This is a genomic window from Erythrobacter sp. JB2-19 (genome assembly GCF_057365005.1).
Genome location: NZ_CP200290.1, coordinates 678597 through 692688 on the forward strand (window position 1 = coordinate 678597; position 14092 = coordinate 692688).

A 14092-nucleotide genomic window follows, 5' to 3' on the forward strand; every position below is an offset into this window, starting at 1 on the left:
GTAAGTACGAGGGGCAAACGGCGCAGATGCCGCGAGCCTGTATTGCTGAACTTACTCAGGCATTCCCGCTTCGAGAGCGAATTGATACGCGCGCTCAACCAGTGGTGCGACCCGGTCGCTCATTGCCTTGGCATGGGCGGATGAAGCGGTGCCATCGATCACGCGTTTCTTGATGCCCTGCATAATTCCGGCAAGGCGGAACAGATTGTAAGCGAAGTACCAATCCATCGGAGGAACGGGATAGCCGGTGCGCGCAACATAACGTTCCACTGCTTCCTCTACTGTCGGAATGCCCAATGCTGGCAGATCAAGACCCAACAAACCCGCACGGCCATCATCGGAAGGCTGGAACCAGTTGAGCATCAGGTAGCTGAAATCAGCGATTGGATCGCCCAGGGTCGACAACTCCCAGTCCAGCACAGCGATGACGCGGTTCTCGGTCTTGTGAAAGATCACATTGTCGAGGCGGTAATCGCCATGAACGACACTGCTCTCGTGCTGCGGTGGGATGGTTTTCGGCAACCATTCAATCAGCCGCTCCATTTGCGGCATATGTTCTGTTTCCGATAGCTTATACTGCTTTGACCAGCGGGCGATTTGACGCGCGCAGTAATCGGTCGGCTTGCCATAATCACCAAGGCCAATTTCGTCGGGCTTGTTAAGGTGCATGTCCGCGATCGTGTCGATCAGTGCGTTGTAAAGTTCGCGGCGTTCCTCTGGCGATCGACCAGGCAGCGCACCGTTCCAGAGCGAGCGACCATCGGCCATGCTCATCACAAAGAACTTCGAACCCAGAACCTCTGGATCTTCGCACAGTCCATATGTTTTCGGAACGGGGAAACCGGTCGGGTGAAGGCCCGTCATCGCCTTATACTCGCGATCGACCGCATGGGCCGACGGCAGCAATTTGCCAAACGGCTGACGGCGCAAAACATAGTTCGCGCCAGGGGTCTCAATCTTATAGGTTGGGTTCGATTGCCCGCCCTTAAACTTGGTGTAGCTGATCGGTCCGACAAAGCCTTCGACATTGGCTTCAAACCATGCCGTCAGCTTTTCCATATCGAGCTTGTCGGCGTCCGCCACTTCAACCGTGCCGACCATTTCCTTGTCGAAATCGATTTGCGGAGCAGAATTGTCAGTCATCAGTCAAACACCACAACACTGCGCGCGGAATGGCCTGCGCGCATTTTGTCAAAACCAGCATTAATATCATCGAGTGCGATCCGCTCTGCGATGATCGTGTCGAGATCAAGCAGCCCGCGCATATAGAAATCGATCAGCCGCGGCAGGTCGACTGGGAAGTGGTTGTCGCCCATGATCGCACCTGTCAGTTTTTTGCCGCTGAGCAGATCCATTGCACCAAGCCCGACTTTGCAATCCAGTGGCATCATGCCGAGTATTATCGCTGTGCCGCCGCGCCGCAAAGACGCAACCGCCAGGTCTGCTGATGCTTGACGTCCGACCGCTTCGATGCCGAAGTCGACGCCGCCATTTGAGATCATCGTGATCTGCTTGGCAGCATCATCAGCGGTGGCATCCACCGTGTGGGTCGCCCCCAGCGCTTCAGCCAGGGCTCGCTTTTCAGGGAGTGGATCAGCAGCAATGATTTGGCCTGCGCCGGCAATCTTGGCGGCATTCACAACCGCCAGACCAACCCCGCCGCAACCAATGACCGCCACGGTTTGACCGGGTGTTAGCTTACAGGTGTTGAAGACCGTGCCAGCACCAGTGGTGACCGCACAGCCGATGACGGCGGCCCGGTCCAATGGCATATCTTTATCAATCGAGACGCATGCGTTTTCATGGATGAGCATTTGTTCAGAGAAAGCCGACAGATTGAGCATCTGATTGACGCTTTCCCCGCCAGCGCGACTGATGCGCATCGCATCGTCTTCGCCCCGCCGAGTGTCTCCACCAAGGCAAAGCGCCATACGGCCGGTAACGCAAAATTCGCAGGTCCCACAAAAGGCGCTGAGGCAGGATACGACGTGATCACCGGGTTTGACGGTGCGCACCTCGCTGCCCACGGCGCGGACAATGCCAGCCGCCTCGTGCCCCGGAATGGCGGGGAGGGGATGCGGATAGGCTCCATCAATGAAGTGCAAATCTGAATGGCACAGGCCGCAGGCCTTGGTGTCAATCAGCACTTCGTGTGGCATCGGATCTGCCAGTTCTACCTCGCCAATGACGAGGCCCTGTCCCGGCGTCTCCAGAATTGCTGCCTTTGCCATAACTCGCCTCTTCCTTTTGCTTGCTTAGCGTGTCGCGCCCATGTCGCCGGAGCTGAATCCACCAGCGTCATTTGCGGCCGCGCCGCCTTTGCGCAATGCGTTGGCAGTCGGCCCCTCTTGCGGAACGTGCTTACCAAATTCCATCCGAGCAATTGAGCGTGCGTGGACCTCATCAGGACCATCGGCGAGCCGCAAGGTGCGCTGATGGGCATAGGCCGACGCAAGACCGTAATCGTTCGAAACGCCGCCGCCGCCATGGGCCTGGATTGCGTCGTCGATGATTTGTAGAGCCATGTTAGGCGCCTGAACTTTGATCATCGCGATCTCTTGCTTGGCGGACTTGTTGCCAACCTTGTCCATCATATCAGCGGCCTTGAGGCACAGCAGACGGGTCATGTCGATATCGATGCGCGCGCGCGCAACACGCTCTTCCCAGACGGAATGTTTGTAGATCGGTTTGCCGAAGGCTTCGCGTTCTTGCAGGCGCTTGCACATTTTCTCCAGTGCTTCTTCAGCGACGCCGATCGTGCGCATGCAGTGGTGGATACGGCCAGGGCCAAGGCGACCCTGCGCAATTTCGAACCCACGTCCTTCGCCCAGCAGCATATTAGTGACCGGGACACGAACGTCCTTCATTTCCACTTCCATATGGCCATGGGGTGCATCGTCATATCCGAACACCGGTAGATGGCGGATGATGTTCACGCCTGGCGCATCGTTCGGCATGAGCAGCATGCTTTGCTGTGCGTGGCGGCCCGCAGAGAAATCGGTTTTACCCATTACAATCGAGACTTTGCAGCGCGGATCGCCCAGGCCTGAAGACCACCACTTGCGGCCATTGATGACATATTCATCGCCGTCGCGCTCAATCCGGGTTTCGATATTGGTCGCATCGGATGAAGCGGTGAAAGGCTCTGTCATCAGGAAGGCAGAGCGGATTTCACCATTCATCAGTGGACCGAGATAGGTCTCTTTTTGCTCGCGGGTACCATAACGGTGGAACACTTCCATGTTGCCGGTGTCAGGCGCGGAGCAGTTGAAGACTTCGCTGGCCCAGCCAATGCGGCCCATTTCTTCGGCGCACAGTGCATATTCGAGATTGGTGAGGCCCGGACCTTCAAATTCGAACGTGTCATCGACATGATGATGGCTCTCATTGCGCGGCGGCATGAACAGGTTCCAGATGCCAGCGTCCTTCGCCAGCTTCTTCTTATCTTCGATGATCTGGATGACCTTCCAGCGGTCGCCCTCGGCATCCTGTTCGTAATAGGTGCCCATGTTCGGACGTACATGCGTTTCGATGAAATCACGCACGCGGTCGCGCCAATAGACCTGGCGTTCGGTTGGCTGAAAATCCATGAGGTTTCCTCTCTAGTCCTTAATCGCAATCGAATCTGCTTGGCGCGACCGTGGCAGTTCGCAGCGCACCCGCCAAGCTCTCATTTGTGTCTGTCAGGTCAATTTTTCGCCGCGGCCAAGGCGTTGACGCGCGCTTCATGATCTTCCCGATTGATCGGAAACCGGCCGAGCCAATATGCCGCGATCCCCATTAGGACAGACGTGGCCAGCGCATAAAACAGGATCAGACTGCCGATGGTCGTATCAGGCACCTCGCCAGGCGCAGCATCGCGCGAAAAACTGATGAAGGACAGAACCTGGCCAGTCAGAAAGATGCCAAGCCCGGTCGCGCATTTCTGGATCAGCCAGTTGCCCGAATAGAACGCACCTTCGGCGCGCCGACCAGTGCGCTCCAAATAGGCTTCGACGATTTCTGCAATCATCGAGCTTGCGGAAATCAGGACGACTATGCCGAGCGTGTTGCCGATGATCAGCAAGCCCAGCAGCATAAGGCCGGAAAGGGCAGTGTCGAGCGGTGGCCAGATCCCGGCATAAAGCGCCATGTATGGGATTAGCGTAAATACGACTGTTCCAACTGCCGAAAGCGCGGCGCTTTTGGGTTTGCCGAAATGTTTGTGCATTGGTCCGACGATAAAGAACATCAGGATCGCCGAAAGGAAAAGCGCCAGCGGATAAATGCTAAGCGCGGTCACACCTTCTGGCAGCAACGGCATTTGCGCGGTGTCGAGCCTCCACACATATAGCGTCAGATAATTGGTGAGCGAGAAGGTCAAACCCTGGTTGACATAGGCCGCCAATCCGCCTGCGGCGAAGATCAGAAACGCCCGCTCTCGAAACGCCTCAAAGATTTCCTCGAAACATCCCTTAATTGTAAACGGCGCAGGTTTTGTCTCAGGCAGATGGGCGACCAGTTTATGCTGTCCCCAAGCCGATCCCATCACCGACAGCACAATCAGGCATCCGCCAGTCATCGCCCAGCCGACGTAACCCTCTCTGTTCAACAAACCGCCCTCTCCTGGCATAAAGACGGTGTAAGCGAGCACCATCATCAAAATGCCGCCGAGCCAGCCGGAAATATAGCGAAAGCGGAACAGGGTTGTGCGCTCGTCATAATCGCTTGTGATTTCAGGCAGCAGAGAGATGGAGGGCACTTCGCACGCAGAAAGCAGAATGCGCACGACAACCGCAATTCCCAACAAACCCATGAATGTCGGTGCCTCTCCGCCGGGCGGGGACCACATCATCACCCATGCAAAGGCAAGCGGAATCGGTGCGACGTAGAGCCAGGGCAATCGCCTACCCCATTTGGTATAGGTCCGGTCGGACAGATTGCCGAGTATTGGATCGACCACCGCATCGATCAGCAGGGCGCATAACAAAGCGAGGCTTACCAGCCCTGCATCCATGCCCATCACTTGACTGTAAAAGAACAGCAGGAAGAACTGGAACCCGGTGTCTTTTACGCCGAATGCCACCGCGCCAAAGCCGTGGATCAATTTCAGCCGCAAAGGCAGCGGCCCCTTTACAAGGCTCACGCAGACACCTCTTTCTGGCTGCTATTTCCAGCGAATCTTTGCATTGCAGCTCTCCCAAGCTCTTTACGCAAACGTAAGCGAAGCAGGCGGCGCGTCAATGCAAAGCTGGGCTTTCCACGTCGACCCAGTGACTTGACGTTACGGCATTCGCGATTGGCGCTCTGATCCTTTGAAGCCTAGCATTTGAGCGCTTGCAGCGGACGCGCAAATGACCATAACGTAAGCGTCAAGTGGGAGCGATTAGAGGAGAGTCGGCGCCATGCCTGATCTAGATACATTCCGCCAAGAAACCCGCGCGTGGCTGGAGGCAAACTGCCCGGCTGAGATGCGTGAGCCTGTTCGCGATGAAGGCGACATTTACTGGGGCGGCCGCCGGGCGACCTTCAAAAACGACGCGCAAAAGGTGTGGTTCGACGCATGTCTTGCCAAGGGCTACACAGTCCCTGCGTGGCCAAAAGAATATGGCGGTGCGGGGCTCGGGCCAGCAGAGGCCAAGGTTCTGCGTCAGGAAATGAACCGCATCAATGCGCGCCCACCGCTCTCCAGTTTTGGTATTTGGATGCTTGGCCCGGCATTGCTGCACTTCGGCACCGAAGAGCAAAAGAAGCACTTCCTGGGCGAAATTGCGCGTGGTGAAATCCGCTGGTGCCAGGGCTATTCAGAGCCGGGTTCGGGAAGCGATCTCGTCAGCCTGCAAACATTTGGCGAGGATCAGGGCGATCACTGGGTTGTGAACGGTCAGAAGGTTTGGACCAGCTATGCTGACCGAGCTGACTGGATTTTCTGCCTCGTGCGCACCGACAAAGAGAACAAGTATCAAGGCATTACCTTCATGCTGTTCGACATGGAAAGCGAAGGCTGCTCGACCAAGCCGATCAAGCTGATCAGCGGCAACTCGCCGTTCTGCGAAACCTTCATGGACAATGTGAAGGTGCCTAAGAGTTATGGCGACGGCCTCCCTGCGCAAGTGGGTGAAGTGGGTCGCGGCTGGGACGTGGCCAAATATCTGCTTGGCCATGAGCGTGAGATGATTTCCGGCGCCGATGGCGGCAACACCGGCACGATCGGTGCGGCGATGAAACGTCACGCTGGCGAGCTTGACCCGGTCCTGCGCGCGGAGCTGGCCATGTTTGACGTCGATGCATTGGCTTATGGTGCAATGGGCGAGAAATTTCTCGATGAAATCAAGGTTGGCAAGGGGCATCCCGCTCAGCCGAACATGATGAAATATGCCGGCACGGAGCTCAACAAGCGACGCCACGAGCTGATGATGTCAGCCGGCGGCTCGCGCAGTCTGGAATGGGAGAGCGAAGAAACGGGCGGCGGTAAACCCTCTCGCAACTGGCTTCGAACCAAGGCAAACTCGATTGAGGGCGGCACATCTGAAGTCATGCTGAATGTGATTTCTAAACGCATTCTCGACCTGCCTGGCTCCTAACTGAACGCTCAAGCACATATGACCAATCCGGCAAATTGCATGGGTGGTCCGCACGAATAAACGTATGAGAGGATCAAGGGACAATGCCCCTTTACCACAATGACGATCAGGCCATGCTGGCCGACAGCGCTCGCCAATTTATGGCTGAGGAAGGTAATATCGCCAAGCAGTTGCGCCATTGGCGTGACCGTGATTGCCCGGATGGTTTTGGCCACGCTCTGTGGGAGCAGTTTGGCGAAATGGGCTTCACCGGCATTCTTGTTGGCGAGGAAGACGGCGGGCTTGGCATGGGCCATGTTGAGGCTGGTATCGTTCTGGAAGAGATCGGCCGCAATCTGTCGCCTTCGCCGTTCCTGACCAGCTCAGTTTTGGCGGCCACGGCTCTTGGCCACGGGTCCAACGATCTGCGCGGGCGCTATCTGCCTGGCCTTATCGAAGGCAAGAGCGTGTTTGCCGTTGCGATTGATGAAGGTGCAAAGCACCGCCCTGAGCGGATCAAAATGCGCGCTGAAAAGTCTGGCAATGGCTTTAAGCTCTCCGGTCAGAAAGATTTCGTCATCCACGGCGCAAGCTCTGACATGATCGTTGTCGCGGCGCGCACCAGCGGCGGCGATGATGACGAAGACGGCATCACTCTGTTTGCTGTGCCTAAGGACGCAGCGAATATGAGCCATGACTCGGTCCGTCTGGTCGACAGCTCAATGGCGACCCATACCAAATTCAACGGTGTGGAGCTGGATGGTGACGCGGTCATTGGCGAAGTTGATGGCGGACGCGAAGTGCTGAACGCTATGCTGAAGGCGGGCCGGGTTGGCGCAGCGGCAGAAGGTGTTGGCGTGGCCAGCGGTGCGATGGATATGACCGTTGAGTATCTCAAACAGCGCAAGCAATTCGGGAAGCTGATCGGCGAATTTCAATCGCTGCAACACCGCGCCAGCCACCTCTATTCCGAGGTTGAGATCGCGCGCGCCTCTGTGATCAAGGCGCAGCAATTGCTTGATGGTGACAGCGAAAAGGCTGATCTGATGGCATCGGTTGCCAAGGCGAAAGTCTCACAAACCGCTGGTCTAGCCGTGCGCGAAGGCGTGCAAATGCACGGCGGCATCGGTATGACCGACGAATATGATATCGGCCTCTATATGAAGCGCGACCGTGCGCTCAGCGAATTCCTTGGTGATGCCTATTACCATGCTGGCCGTGTGGCCGAAATGAGCGGCTACTAAGCCTGCCAATTGGAGCAAGAATTATGATGGATATGAACGCCCTGTTTAGCCTTAGTGGCCGCGTTGCTCTGGTGACCGGTGGCAGCCGCGGCATTGGAAAAATGTTTGTTGAGGGGCTGCTGTCTGCGGGTTGCGCGCGGGTATACATCTCGGCGCGCAAAGTGGAGCAGATGCAGGAAACCATCGCCGAGTTTGGCGAAGACAAAGTGATCGGCATTCCTGCTGACCTCAGCCAGATGGATGGGATTCAGAGCCTTGCTGATGAGATGACGAAGCGCGAGGACAAGCTTGATATTCTGATCAACAATGCAGGCGCTGCTTGGGGCCAGCCTTATCTGGAGTTCAGCGAGGCGGGCTGGCACCGCACGATGGATCTGAACGTCAAAACGCCGTTCTTCCTCACGCAGAAGCTGCACGATTTGCTGGTTGCAGGTGGCAAGGGCGATCACCCGGCAAAGGTGATCCATGTCTCATCAATTGATGGTCAGCGGATCAATCCGTGGGAAACCTATCCGTACCAGGCATCGAAAGCGGCCGTTATTCAGCTTACCAAGCGGATGGCGGCGCGTCTGATCCAAGACAATATCATTGTCACTTCGATCGCGCCTGGCGCCTTCCCAAGCGAGATGAACAAGGCCGCCAAGAATGCGCCAGATGCATCCGCGGCCATGATCCCATCCAAACGTGTCGGCACGAAGGAAGATATGGCCGCCGCTGCTATCTATCTGTGCAGCCGCGCTGGCGATTATGTCGTCGGCGACACAGTGACGGTCGATGGCGGGGTAGTGAACGCGTCGCTGCCGAGTATGTTCAACGATCCTGCTGGCTAGTCGCGGCCTTTATGGACCCGAAGCTTGTAACCTTCGGCATGCCCCTTTCGAATTGAGATGTAAGAGATGCGCCTGCCGGAGGATTACACCATGCCCAAACATAAACGCCGCTATCAGCTTATCCAGGCGGCTTCGCTCGCGATCTTTCTAGGGCTGGGCATTGCAGCGGCTCCCTATGCCGATGCACAAGATGTTGAACCGGCCCCTGATTTTAGTGAACCTGCGCCAGAGGAGGGTGAGGCCCCTGAGGCAACTCCAGAGGTCAGTGAAGAGCTCAAAGCAGTGCTAGACCAGATGGATGAAGTGATCGGCGCGCTAGATGGAGATGCGCAGCGTACCGGCAATTCTTGGCAGTTCACCCTCCAGGAGCGGACAATCCTGGTGGTTACCGATACCAGCCAGAGCCGCATGCGAGTGATCACCCCCATCGCCGCTGTTTCGGATTTGCCAGAGGGCGCGATGCAGCGCCTGATGCAGGCGAACTTCGATACTGCTCTCGATGCGCGTTACGCGGTGGCACAAAATCTGGTGTGGAGCGCTTATATTCATCCGCTCGACACGCTGACAACGCGCGATTTCGCCTCTGGCGTGCTGCAAACACACGCATTGGCCGACACATTTGGCACCACTTTTTCAAGCGGTGCGTTGAATTATGGCGGCGGCGACAGCGGCGCAATTCTTGGCGAGCAGCTGAGGGAATTGCTAGAACAATTGGAAGACCGCAATACGATTTAAGCCTGTGCTTGCTTGGTCGTTTGCGGCCAAGCGGGAACGCATTTACCCCATCAGTTCGCGCACAAACGGGATAAGGCCCGTCTGCCGTGTGCGGCGCATGCGCTCTGCGTCCAAAATCTCGCGAACCTTGGCAAAGCATGCATCGACATCATCGTTGATCACTACATAGTCATATTCAGCCCAATGGCTGATCTCGCCGCGCGCGCGCTCCATCCGACCATCGATCACATCGCCGCTATCGGTGGCGCGCTCCTCCAGACGGCGGCGCAGCTCTTCGAGGCTTGGCGGCAGGATGAACACGCTGACCACGTCTTGTTGGTCCTTTTGGTAGAGTTGCTGCGTGCCTTGCCAATCAATGTCGAACAGAAAATCCTGCCCCTCTTTCAAAGCGTTGCGGATCAGCCCTTTGGGCGTTCCATAGCGGTGATCGAAAACCGGGGCCCATTCGTAAAAATCATCCTCTTCGACCATTTGATCGAACTTCGCGTCCGAGACGAAGTGATAGTGTACGCCGTCAATCTCTCCCTTGCGCGGCGGGCGCGTTGTGGCCGAGACGGACAAGGCGATTTCCGGATCCGCCTCCAGCAGCATGCGTGACAAAGTCGTCTTGCCCGCGCCCGACGGCGAGGAAAGAATGAACATTAAGCCGCGGCGATTGAGGTGGCCGGGATCATTATTGGTATGCTGTGGTGTGTCGCCCATGCGGCCCGATGCCGCAAACTGGACAGTTAAATCAAGTCTTGTGACCGCGCACGGGCAAGATTGGCCTTAGTCCAAGGGTTCGTTTGCACTCTCTTTTGAGCGTGCGGAGCGCTGCAGTTCGACCGATTTTCCACGATCATACAGCGTCTTGGCCAGCAACCCGCCCGCCACAATCGCAAGGCCCGGCACGGAACGCGTGGCGAGTTTGCTGGCACCGTAAAGCGCCAAAGTGGTCAAAATCCCGCGCCCGTCCAGCATGTCACGTGCGCCTTGCTCGTCCTCGCTGGTGCTAACAATGCCCTTTTCCGCTTGCTTGCGAAACAGTGTGGAGGCCCCGCGCAGCACAACATCCGCGATCAGCAGGTTTGTCGCCGGGTTGGTGCTGGGGCCGAGCACGCGAACCTCTCCGTTCTCATCATCGGATGACGAAGCGAGGACCAAGTCCCGTGATGGTTCTTTTAAACTGCTCATCATTCACTCAATGCACGGGTGTGCGCCATTGATCCGCCTTGCCCTTTGGGCAGAGCGGTTATTTCTTGCGTCCGAAATCCACTGTGACCACGTTAGAGCCATCATCTGCGCCCTCGGCTGCTTCCTCGCCATCACTTTCGATGAGGTCGTTTTCGGCGTCCTCATGCTCTTCCGGTGCCATATCGGCGACCGTCGCCTGGAATTGCAGGCCGAAATCCACGGCCGGATCGACAAATGCGGTGATCGAGGCAAATGGTACGGACAGTTTGGCCGGGATCTGATTGAATGACAGCCCCACGGAGAAACCTTCGTCGGTGACTTCCAAATCCCAAAATTTGTTTTGCAGCACGATGGTCATTTCATCCGGGAACCGTTCGTGCAGGTGCGGCGGTATCGAGACCCCAGGCGCCTCGGTTTTGAAGGTGATGTAGAAATGATGCGTGCCAGGAAGCTCGCTGCCTCCAGCGACAATTTCGCCAAGCACGCGGCCAACCACGGCGCGCAGTGCCTCTTGGACGATCTCATCATAGGGGATCAGGCTATCGGGGGTGTCTTCGGTCATTATGCTTAAAGGGTGGCGAGGCGCGCCGCGCTGGTCAAGCAAATTGGTAACTTAACTTGGCAGTTACGCCCAGTAGTGTGCGAGCGCTTGCTTCAATTTGCGGTGCGCCTATAGCGCGTTTTATGCAAAAAACAGCTCGCACAGGCACGATAGAGCGCAAAACGGCGGAAACCGAGATTGCCATTACGGTCAATCTCGATGGCACTGGCGCTTATGACATCTCCACCGGCATTGGGTTTCTCGATCATATGGTCGAGCAATTTGCCAAGCATTCCCTGATCGATGTGTCGATGAAGGTGGTGGGCGATCTGCATGTGGATCAGCACCACACGACGGAAGACAGCGCGATTGCGCTGGGTCAGGCATTGTCCGATGCGCTGGGCGATAAGGCCGGAATTGGCCGTTATGGCAGCGCCTATTCCCCTATGGATGAGACATTGGCGCGCGTTGCGCTCGACATTTCTGGCCGACCATTTCTGGTTTGGAACGCTGGCTTTACTCAGGAAAAACTGGGCGAGTGGGACACGGAACTGATCGAGCACTGGTTCCAATCGGTCGCGCAGACCGCTGGCATCACCTTGCATGTGGAGCTGCTCTATGGCAGCAACAACCACCACATTTGCGAGGCGATCTATAAGGGCTTTGCCCGCGCTATGCGGGGCGCGGTGGAGCAAGACCCACGCAAAGCGGGTATGATCCCCAGCACCAAGGGGCAGCTCGGTGGGTGAGAGGGTCGCGCTTATCGACTATGGCGCGGGCAACCTTCACTCTGTTCACAATGCTTTGAAAGCGGTTGGGGCATCGGTCGAGGTGACTGCCAACCCAAACGTGGTGCGCGCGGCGGATCGGATTGTCCTGCCCGGTGTTGGCTCGTTCAAAGCCTGCGCTGAGGGCCTGCGCGCAATTCCCGGCATGGTGGAGGCGATGACAGAGCGCGTGCAAGTGGGCGGCGCGCCCTTCTTGGGCATTTGTGTCGGCATGCAGCTACTCTGCACTCGCGGACTTGAGCATGGGACAACCGCTGGACTTGGCTGGATTCCCGGCGAAGTGCAGTTGATCGAACCGACCGACCTGGCGATCAAAGTGCCGCATATGGGCTGGAACGATGTAGCATTGCTGCCGCATGCGCGCAGCCATCATGTGGTGGAGGAGGGCGAGGCCTATTTTCTCCATTCCTACCACTTCGCCGCCGAAGACCCGCAGCACATTGCCGCTCTGACCGATCATGGTGAAGGGCTTGTGGCGGCGGTTGGCAAGGAAAATATGCTCGGCGTGCAATTCCACCCAGAAAAGAGCCAGTCTTATGGGCTGGAGACATTAGAGAGGTTCCTGCGATGGATGCCTTGAATCTTTTGTGGCTCGATAAAACTCGTAGCCTAGCCACCCGCACCCTCCACCCTTCCACTAGGATCATGACCCGGCGTGATAATCCGGGTGGAAGGGTGGAGGGCGCGGGCTGGCTGCGGCAACGCCCAAGAAAGCACCTCCAATGATTATCTTTCCTGCCATCGATCTTAAGAACGGCGAAGTCGTGCGTCTCGCCGAGGGCGATATGGACCGCGCGACCGTCTATGGCGACAATCCCTCCGCTCAGGCGCAGCTATTTGCCGAGGCTGGTGCGCAGCACCTGCATGTGGTCGATCTTGATGGCAGCTTTGCCGGGCGCACGGAAAACCGAGAGGCCGTGGAAGCCATAATCGCGGCCTTTCCCGGCCATGTGCAATTGGGCGGGGGTATCCGTGATGCGGCCGGCGTGGAAGGCTGGTTCAAGCTCGGCGTCTCGCGCGTGGTGATGGGCTCTGCCGCGCTCAAAAACCCTGAATTTGTGAAAGAGATGGCGCGCGAATGGGAAGGCGGCATCGTCGTCGCGGTCGATGCGAAAGACGGCATGGTCGCGACCGAAGGCTGGGCCGATGTCTCCGATGTGCCCGTGGTTGATCTCGCTCGCCGGTTTGAGGACGCAGGCGTCGCTAGCCTGCTGTTCACCGATATTGGCCGCGATGGCCTGCTCAAAGGCGCGAATATCGACGCAACGCTGGAACTCGCACGGCAGGTGGATATTCCTGTAATCGCCAGCGGCGGGGTGAAGGGTTTGGATGATATTCACGTGCTGTCGCTGCATGCACAAGAGGGTATCGAAGGCGTAATTACTGGCCGTGCTTTGTACGAAGGCAAGCTGGATCTTGCAGCAGCTATTGCGATGGCAGAGCGGGCATGACCGTCCGTATCCGCGTCATACCCTGCCTTGATGTGGCAGACGGCCGCGTGGTTAAAGGCGTCAATTTCGTCGATCTCAAAGACGCCGGCGATCCCGTTGAGCAAGCCCGCGCCTATGACGCGGCGGGCGCGGATGAGCTGTGTTTTCTCGACATTTCTGCCAGTCATGAAGGGCGCGGTACCTTGCTTGATATGGTTCGCCGCACGGCAGAAGTGTGCTTCATGCCATTGACCGTTGGCGGCGGGGTTCGCAGCGTCGAGGATGCACGCGAACTGCTCCTCGCGGGCGCTGACAAAGTCGCGATCAATTCTGCCGCAGTTGCCCGGCCAGAGCTGGTGAGCGAGATAGCCGCACGATTTGGCAGCCAATGCGTCGTCGCCAGCGTGGACGCGCGGCGTGTAATCCTGCCGATTGGTGAGGCGGTGCCGGAGTGGGAAATATTCACCCACGGCGGGCGCAAACCAACCGGCATTGATGCAGTCGCTTATGCCCAGAAAGTCGCTGATCTGGGCGCAGGCGAACTGCTGGTCACCAGCATGGACGGCGATGGGACCAAGGCCGGATATGATCTGGAATTGATCCGTACAATCGCGGACAAAGTCAGCGTGCCTGTGATTGCAAGCGGCGGGGTGGGCACACTCGATCATCTGGTGGAGGGCGTGACCAAAGGCCATGCGAGCGCCGTTTTGGCCGCATCAATCTTCCACTTTGGCGAGCACACCGTCTCTGAGGCGCATGAGGCGCTGAGAGCCGCTGGCTTGCCCGCACGCGGCGTTTAGGCAAAAGGA

15 protein-coding genes are annotated in these 14092 nt (G+C 57.4%); 8 read left to right on the forward strand and 7 right to left on the reverse strand.

Translation table 11 applies throughout. From position 1 onward, the window contains the following. Window positions 1-51 precede the first annotated feature (51 nt). From AC0V6O_RS03455 to AC0V6O_RS03470, 4 genes are all read right to left on the reverse strand, one after another. Window positions 52-1143 (reverse strand): phosphotransferase family protein, encoded by a 1092-nt coding sequence (locus AC0V6O_RS03455; RefSeq protein ID WP_486141558.1) that lies wholly within the window; start codon window positions 1141-1143, stop codon window positions 52-54. Then, window positions 1143-2231, reverse strand: coding sequence for a Zn-dependent alcohol dehydrogenase (locus AC0V6O_RS03460; protein ID WP_486141560.1), 1089 nt, complete (start codon window positions 2229-2231; stop codon window positions 1143-1145). Before AC0V6O_RS03460 ends, AC0V6O_RS03455 begins: the two co-directional genes overlap by 1 nt. Window positions 2232-2255: 24 nt before the next feature. Continuing rightward, window positions 2256-3590, reverse strand: coding sequence for an acyl-CoA dehydrogenase family protein (locus AC0V6O_RS03465; protein ID WP_486141562.1), 1335 nt, complete (start codon window positions 3588-3590; stop codon window positions 2256-2258). 98 nt (window positions 3591-3688) lie between these two features. After that, window positions 3689-5125 carry an MFS transporter gene (locus AC0V6O_RS03470; RefSeq protein ID WP_486141564.1) on the reverse strand — a complete coding sequence of 479 codons (1437 nt, stop codon included), beginning with the start codon at window positions 5123-5125 and terminating at the stop codon, window positions 3689-3691. A gap of 259 nt (window positions 5126-5384) precedes the next feature. Here AC0V6O_RS03470 and AC0V6O_RS03475 point away from each other — a divergent pair, with 259 nt between their 5' ends. The 4 genes from AC0V6O_RS03475 (at window position 5385) to AC0V6O_RS03490 (ending at window position 9351) form a co-directional block, all read left to right on the forward strand. Continuing rightward, the gene (locus AC0V6O_RS03475; protein WP_486141566.1) at window positions 5385-6563 is read left to right on the forward strand and encodes an acyl-CoA dehydrogenase family protein; all 1179 of its coding nucleotides are present in this window, start codon (window positions 5385-5387) and stop codon (window positions 6561-6563) included. 83 nt (window positions 6564-6646) lie between these two features. Beyond that, window positions 6647-7786, forward strand: coding sequence for an acyl-CoA dehydrogenase family protein (locus AC0V6O_RS03480; RefSeq protein ID WP_486141568.1), 1140 nt, complete (start codon window positions 6647-6649; stop codon window positions 7784-7786). A 26-nt stretch (window positions 7787-7812) separates the two neighbouring features. Beyond that, window positions 7813-8616: an SDR family oxidoreductase gene (locus AC0V6O_RS03485; protein ID WP_486145480.1), complete on the forward strand. Its 804-nt coding sequence runs from the start codon at window positions 7813-7815 to the stop codon at window positions 8614-8616. A gap of 90 nt (window positions 8617-8706) precedes the next feature. Then, the gene (locus AC0V6O_RS03490; RefSeq protein WP_486141570.1) at window positions 8707-9351 is read left to right on the forward strand and encodes a hypothetical protein; all 645 of its coding nucleotides are present in this window, start codon (window positions 8707-8709) and stop codon (window positions 9349-9351) included. Between the two features lie 42 nt (window positions 9352-9393). On the opposite strand, the gene gmk is transcribed toward AC0V6O_RS03490, so the two are convergent. The 3 genes from gmk to AC0V6O_RS03505 all read right to left on the reverse strand — a co-directional run bounded on the left by gmk (window position 9394) and on the right by AC0V6O_RS03505 (window position 11086). After that, window positions 9394-10053, reverse strand: a complete 660-nt coding sequence (gene gmk, locus AC0V6O_RS03495) for a guanylate kinase (RefSeq protein WP_472640726.1) — start codon at window positions 10051-10053, stop codon at window positions 9394-9396. A gap of 66 nt (window positions 10054-10119) precedes the next feature. After that, the gene (locus AC0V6O_RS03500) at window positions 10120-10527 is read right to left on the reverse strand and encodes a hypothetical protein (RefSeq protein WP_486141572.1); all 408 of its coding nucleotides are present in this window, start codon (window positions 10525-10527) and stop codon (window positions 10120-10122) included. 55 nt (window positions 10528-10582) lie between these two features. Continuing rightward, complete coding sequence (locus AC0V6O_RS03505; RefSeq protein WP_472640728.1) at window positions 10583-11086, reverse strand: SspB family protein; 504 nt, start codon at window positions 11084-11086, stop codon at window positions 10583-10585. A gap of 122 nt (window positions 11087-11208) precedes the next feature. On the opposite strand from AC0V6O_RS03505, the gene hisB reads away from it, so the two are divergent. The 4 genes from hisB (at window position 11209) to hisF (ending at window position 14083) form a co-directional block, all read left to right on the forward strand. Next, window positions 11209-11814: an imidazoleglycerol-phosphate dehydratase HisB gene (gene hisB / locus AC0V6O_RS03510; RefSeq protein ID WP_486141575.1), complete on the forward strand. Its 606-nt coding sequence runs from the start codon at window positions 11209-11211 to the stop codon at window positions 11812-11814. Next, window positions 11807-12433 carry an imidazole glycerol phosphate synthase subunit HisH gene (gene hisH / locus AC0V6O_RS03515; RefSeq protein ID WP_486141577.1) on the forward strand — a complete coding sequence of 209 codons (627 nt, stop codon included), beginning with the start codon at window positions 11807-11809 and terminating at the stop codon, window positions 12431-12433. Before hisB ends, hisH begins: the two co-directional genes overlap by 8 nt. A 142-nt stretch (window positions 12434-12575) precedes the next feature. After that, entirely contained in the window at window positions 12576-13304 is a 729-nt protein-coding gene (gene hisA, locus AC0V6O_RS03520) for a 1-(5-phosphoribosyl)-5-[(5-phosphoribosylamino)methylideneamino]imidazole-4-carboxamide isomerase (protein WP_486141579.1), read from the forward strand. Continuing rightward, entirely contained in the window at window positions 13301-14083 is a 783-nt protein-coding gene (gene hisF, locus AC0V6O_RS03525) for an imidazole glycerol phosphate synthase subunit HisF (RefSeq protein ID WP_486141581.1), read from the forward strand. The genes hisA and hisF overlap by 4 nt, the downstream gene beginning before the upstream one ends. Window positions 14084-14092: the final 9 nt, after the last annotated feature.